Origin of the sequence: uncultured Stenotrophomonas sp. (assembly GCF_963519925.1) — a bacterium.
In the GTDB taxonomy this organism is placed as follows: domain Bacteria; phylum Pseudomonadota; class Gammaproteobacteria; order Xanthomonadales; family Xanthomonadaceae; genus Stenotrophomonas; species Stenotrophomonas maltophilia_AE.
In genome coordinates this window covers 1-4745 of the sequence record NZ_CAUQPH010000202.1, presented here as the reverse complement: position 1 = coordinate 4745, position 4745 = coordinate 1, and the positions used below count along the sequence as shown (strand labels likewise).

7 protein-coding genes and 1 tRNA gene are annotated in these 4745 nt (G+C 68.0%); 3 read left to right on the top strand and 5 right to left on the bottom strand.

Features of this window, described 5'->3' with window-relative positions:
* Positions 1 to 39: 39 nt before the first annotated feature.
* Both RWO33_RS19255 and RWO33_RS19250 read right to left on the bottom strand, forming a co-directional pair.
* A tRNA-Ser gene (locus RWO33_RS19255) sits at positions 40 to 130 on the bottom strand.
* Positions 109 to 258 carry a hypothetical protein gene (locus RWO33_RS19250; protein WP_314106944.1) on the bottom strand — a complete coding sequence of 50 codons (150 nt, stop codon included), beginning with the start codon at positions 256 to 258 and terminating at the stop codon, positions 109 to 111. The genes RWO33_RS19255 and RWO33_RS19250 overlap by 22 nt, the downstream gene beginning before the upstream one ends.
* Positions 259 to 301: 43 nt before the next feature.
* Between RWO33_RS19250 and RWO33_RS19245 the strand changes: the two genes are divergently transcribed.
* Positions 302 to 1006, top strand: a complete 705-nt coding sequence (locus RWO33_RS19245) for a protein phosphatase 2C domain-containing protein (RefSeq protein ID WP_145478572.1) — start codon at positions 302 to 304, stop codon at positions 1004 to 1006.
* A 206-nt stretch (positions 1007 to 1212) separates the two neighbouring features.
* Here the strand turns inward: RWO33_RS19245 and dnaQ are convergent, their stop codons facing one another.
* Genes dnaQ through RWO33_RS19230 form a run of 3 tightly spaced genes read right to left on the bottom strand, consistent with a single transcriptional unit; the run spans position 1213 to position 3052 of the window.
* Entirely contained in the window at positions 1213 to 1938 is a 726-nt protein-coding gene (gene dnaQ, locus RWO33_RS19240; RefSeq protein WP_145478454.1) for a DNA polymerase III subunit epsilon, read from the bottom strand.
* 4 nt (positions 1939 to 1942) lie between these two features.
* Entirely contained in the window at positions 1943 to 2395 is a 453-nt protein-coding gene (gene rnhA / locus RWO33_RS19235; protein WP_145478455.1) for a ribonuclease HI, read from the bottom strand.
* A 12-nt stretch (positions 2396 to 2407) separates the two neighbouring features.
* A complete protein-coding gene (locus tag RWO33_RS19230) occupies positions 2408 to 3052 on the bottom strand; it encodes a hypothetical protein (protein ID WP_314106939.1) in 645 nt (214 codons plus the stop codon).
* An 11-nt stretch (positions 3053 to 3063) separates the two neighbouring features.
* Between RWO33_RS19230 and gloB the strand changes: the two genes are divergently transcribed.
* Both gloB and RWO33_RS19220 read left to right on the top strand, forming a co-directional pair.
* A complete protein-coding gene (gene gloB / locus RWO33_RS19225) occupies positions 3064 to 3831 on the top strand; it encodes a hydroxyacylglutathione hydrolase (protein WP_314106936.1) in 768 nt (255 codons plus the stop codon).
* Positions 3828 to 4745: transglycosylase SLT domain-containing protein (locus tag RWO33_RS19220; protein ID WP_314106933.1), on the top strand; the 918-nt coding region annotated here is incomplete at its 3' end. The genes gloB and RWO33_RS19220, both read left to right, overlap by 4 nt.

Below are 4745 nucleotides of genomic sequence, written 5' to 3'. Positions count from 1 at the left end.
CAAAAAAGGCCACCCGAAGGGCAGCCTTTTTTGCGTGTCTGGCGGAGAGGGGGGGATTCGAACCCCCGAGGCGCTATAAACGCCTGCCTGATTTCGAGTCAGGTACATTCAACCGCTCTGCCACCTCTCCAGATGGTCCCCGGCGAACCGGGGAGCGAATAATACGGTGAGGCGGCGCTGACGGCAAGCCATTCCGGGGATGCCGATGAATTTTTTCTGTATCGATGCCTTGCCGGATGTCCGCAGCGCCGCGATCATGCCGTTATCCCTCAGCAACACACTCCCTGGCCTGCGCGCGACCATGATCGAATTCGGACACCTGACCCACCCTGGCCTGCGCCGTGACCTCAACGAGGACACCTACTACGGGGACGGCGAACTGGCATTGTGGCTGGTGGCCGATGGCATGGGCGGGCACGCCTGCGGCGAGGTGGCCAGCGCGCTGGCGCGCGAAACCATCGTGCGCGAGATCCGCCAGGGCGCGTCGCTGGCCCACGCGATCCGGGTGGCGGACGAGGAAATCATCCGCACCTCGCGCCGTCGCAACGACAGCCTGCCGATGGGCACCACCGTGGTGGCGGCCCGGGTCCAGGGCAACCGCTATGAAGTAGCCTGGGTCGGCGACAGCCGCGCCTACCTGTGGCGCGACGGTGCGCTGGCCCAGTTGAGCCAGGACCACAGCGTGGTCCAGGAGCTGGTAGCCCAGGGCAACCTGACCGCTGAACAGGCGCGCGCGCATCCGCACCGCAATGTGGTGACGCAGGCGCTGGGGGTGACCGATCCGGCGCACCTGAACGTGGCCACCACCACCGGCGAGCTGCGCCCGGGCATGCAGCTGCTGCTGTGCAGCGACGGGCTCACCGAGGAGGTCGAGGACACCGGCATCGCGCGGACGCTGGCCTATGACGATGCGAGTGCGCAGGAATGCGTGGATACGCTGGTGGCGGCCGCGCTGGATGGGGGCGGCTCCGACAACATCACGGTGATCCTGGTGCGTTGCCACTAGAAGGACCGCTTGGGCCGGCCAACGGCCGGCGCTACCAGGGCATCCGGAGCCCGGGGTTGATTGGTCCCGATCCCAATTGGCTCGTAGCAATTCGTGGGTCCGGCCGTTGGCCGGACACCGCGCGCAGCGCGGCAAAGCATCCGAAATCGGTTGATCGCCGCCCGCGCCAAACACCCCGACGTTTAAACCCGCCGGAGCCACAGCATCTACGCCACCGCCTCTTCCACCTTCGGGCCGTCCCAGATCGCGTGGCCGGCCTTCTTGCGCAGCTTGGCCAGGCGCGCTTCGTGCGCCTCGCGCTCCGAGGCGGTGGCGACCACGCGTGGGCGCGGCAACAGGCGGCTGGTATCGAAGGCCTGGACCTGCGCCGTGCCAGGACGGGCAGCGTCGGCCGAACCGAAGCCGATTTCCTCCTGGCCGGAGGTCAGCGCGATATAGACATCGCCCAGGATCTGGGCGTCCAGCAGGCCGCCGTGCAGCTGGCGGTGCGCGTTGTCCACGCCCAGCCGCTTGCACAGCGCATCCAGTGAATTGCGCTGCCCCGGGTAACGCTCGCGCGCCATCTTCAAGGTATCGATCACCGTGCAGCGGTCGGTGATCTTTCCGTACTGGTCGCCCAGCAACGACAGCTCGTAGTCCAGGAAGCCCAGGTCGAACGCGGCGTTGTGGATGATCAGCTCGGCGCCGTCGATGTACGCCAGGAATTCCTCGGCGACCTGCGCGAAGGTCGGCTTGTCGGCCAGGAACTCCAGGGTCAGGCCGGTGACTTCCTGCGCGCCCTGTTCGAATTCGCAGTCGGGCTTGAGGTACTGGTGGTAGTTGTTGCCGCTCGGGCGGCGCTCAAGCAGCTCCACGCAGCCGATTTCGACGATGCGGTTGCCCTTGCGCCATTCCAGGCCGGTGGTTTCGGTGTCGAGGATGATCTGACGCATGCGCTCAGTGTACCGGGCCGCCGGCACGGATGCGGATCGCGGCGTCGCGCGCCAGCGTGTCCACGCGTTCGTTGTCGGGGTCGCCGGAATGGCCCTTCACCCAGCGCCAGTCGATCTGGTGCTTCTGCGTCGCCGCATGCAGCCGCTCCCACAGGTCGCGGTTCTTGACCGGGTCGCCGCCGGCGGTCTTCCAGTTCTTGCGGATCCAGCCCGGCAGCCACTGGGTCAGGCCCTGGCGTACGTACTGGGAATCGGTGAACAGCACGATCTCGCACGGCTCGGTCAGCGCTTCCAGGCCCGAGATCGCGGCCATCAGCTCCATCCGGTTATTGGTGGTGTGCGCTTCGCCGCCGCTGAGCTCGCGCTCATGGCCCTTGTAGCGCATCAACGCGGCCCAGCCGCCCGGTCCGGGGTTGCCCAGGCAGGAACCGTCGGTGTGGATTTCAATGGTTTTCAATACAGCTCCAGATCAGGTCGCCACGGTACCGTGCCAGCGGCGTACCGGCAGTGGCTTGGGTCCCGGCAGGGCCAGGGTGCGTTTTTCGGCGGAGAACAGGCAGGCCGCGCGGAGGGCCGCCACGCTGGCGCGCCCGGGTGCGCGGTCGCCCCACATCGGGCCCAGCCAGGCCAGGTCGTCGCAGGCCAGCCCGGCCCGCTCCAGGGTGTGGCGCAGTCGCTGCGGAGTGCGGACCAGCAGCCCGTGCTGCCGCCATTGGCGCCGGAACGGACTGAATGGATTGAGCGTGGACAGCCACAGGCGCCCCCCCGGCATCAGCACGCGTTCGCACTCGGTGATGAGCAGCTCGGCATCGCGCGCGGTCACGTGCTGCAGCACGATCGCGTTGAGGCTTTCGCTGGGGAACGGCAACGGCAGTGCACAGGTCACATCGCCGGTATAACCGCGCGGGGTGCGGTACAACCGCAGTCCCTGCCCCGGCAGGGTCACCGCATCGAGCCAGGACGCGGTCGGTGCGATCCACAGCCACGGATTGACCGGGTGCGACGCCAGCACCGGCTCGAGCGCCTGCCGCTCCAGTTCACGCAGCAGATTCGCCGGTTCAGTATCAAACCAGGATGCGACGGAAGCTTGACGGCGGCTCGGCACGGCGGGCATGGTCCAATTCTATGCGACTGACTGCCCTACCCGCATTCGCGGACAACTACATCTGGGCGCTGGTCGCCGACGACGGCCACGCCATCGTGGTCGACCCCGGCCAGGCCACACCGGTACTGGCTGCGGCGGCGCAGCAGAACTGGCGCCCGCACACGATCCTGCTGACCCACCACCACGACGACCATATCGGCGGTGTGGAACAGCTGCAGGCCCGGTTCCCCGGGCTGGAGGTGGTCGCGCCGGACGATCCACGCATCCCGATGGCCACCCGGCGCGTCACCGGGGGTGAACGCGTTCAGGCATTGGGGCTGGAGATCGACGTAGTATCCGTGCCCGGACACACCCGATCGCATGTCGCGTTTCACACGGCTGAACATCTTTTCAGTGGAGATGCGCTGTTCAGCCTGGGCTGTGGCCGCATGTTCGAAGGTACGCCACCCCAGCTCCTGGCATCCCTGCACAGGCTGGCGTCCCTGCCGCCGCACCTGCTGTTGTGCTGCGGTCATGAGTACACCGTGACAAATGCCGTCTTCGCGCGGCATGTCGACCCCGCCAACGTTGCGCTTGCGCAACGCCAAGAGGAGGCCCTGGCCATGCGCCGCGATGAACGACCCACGCTGCCGGTTGCACTGGCCAGCGAGCTGGAATGCAATCCATTCCTGCGTACCCATACCCCTGCCGTACGTGCTGCGGTAAGCCAGTACCTCGGCCGCCCCGTCACCGATGAAGTCGAAGTGCTGGCGGGCCTGCGGCGCTGGAAAGACGGATTCCGAACATGAGGCGGCGATTGCTGCCGCTCGCGGCGGGCCTGGCGATGGCGCTGGCCGGCACCGCGGGCGCCCAGTCGTTGAGTGCAGGCATGTCGCAGAACGTGGCCGGGCTTTCACAGCTGCCGCTGGACGCTGCCGCCCTGCCCCCTGCCTCGGTCCGCAACGGCCAGGACATTTTCGCCAGCTTCCGCGACGGCCTGGCCGAACCCACCTGCGACGCCGAGGCCACCAGTCCACGCTGGCAGAAGCAGTTCGCGCATGCGCCCTCGCGCCTGGCCAACCAGGATGACGACGCGCTGGTGCTGTTCGGCTACGTGGTCGAAGAGCTGCGCAAGGCCGACCTGCCGACCGAATTCGCGCTGATCCCGTTCGTGGAAAGCGGCTACCGGCCGAATGCCCGCAACGGCAGCGGCCCCGCCGGTCTGTGGCAGTTCATCGCCAGCACCGCCCGGAACCACCGCGTGCAGATGACCGCGGGTTACGACGGCCGGCTGTCGGCCGCCGACTCGACCCAGGCCGCCGTGCGCTACCTGAAGACGCTGCACGGCATGTTCGGCGGCGACTGGCGCCTGGCCACCATGGCCTACAACGCCGGCGAGTACCGGGTCCTGCAGTCGCTGCGCAAGGCCGGCATGAACGCGCAGAACGCGCGCCCGTCGGCATTGCCGGGGCTGTCGCCGGTCACCTACTCCTATGTCGAGAAGCTGCACGCGCTGGCCTGCGTGCTGGAAAACGCCGAAACCTCGCCCGGGGTGATGGCGTCGCTGGATCGCAGCGTCCCGGTGCTCAAGACCCACACCCTGCCGGCCGGCACCAGCGTGCAGCAGTGGGCCGCACAGCGCGCCCTGGACCCCGCCCGCATCGCCCGGCTCAATCCGGCCCTGGCCGGCGGCAAGGGCCGCCCCAGCGGCCAGGTGTCGCTG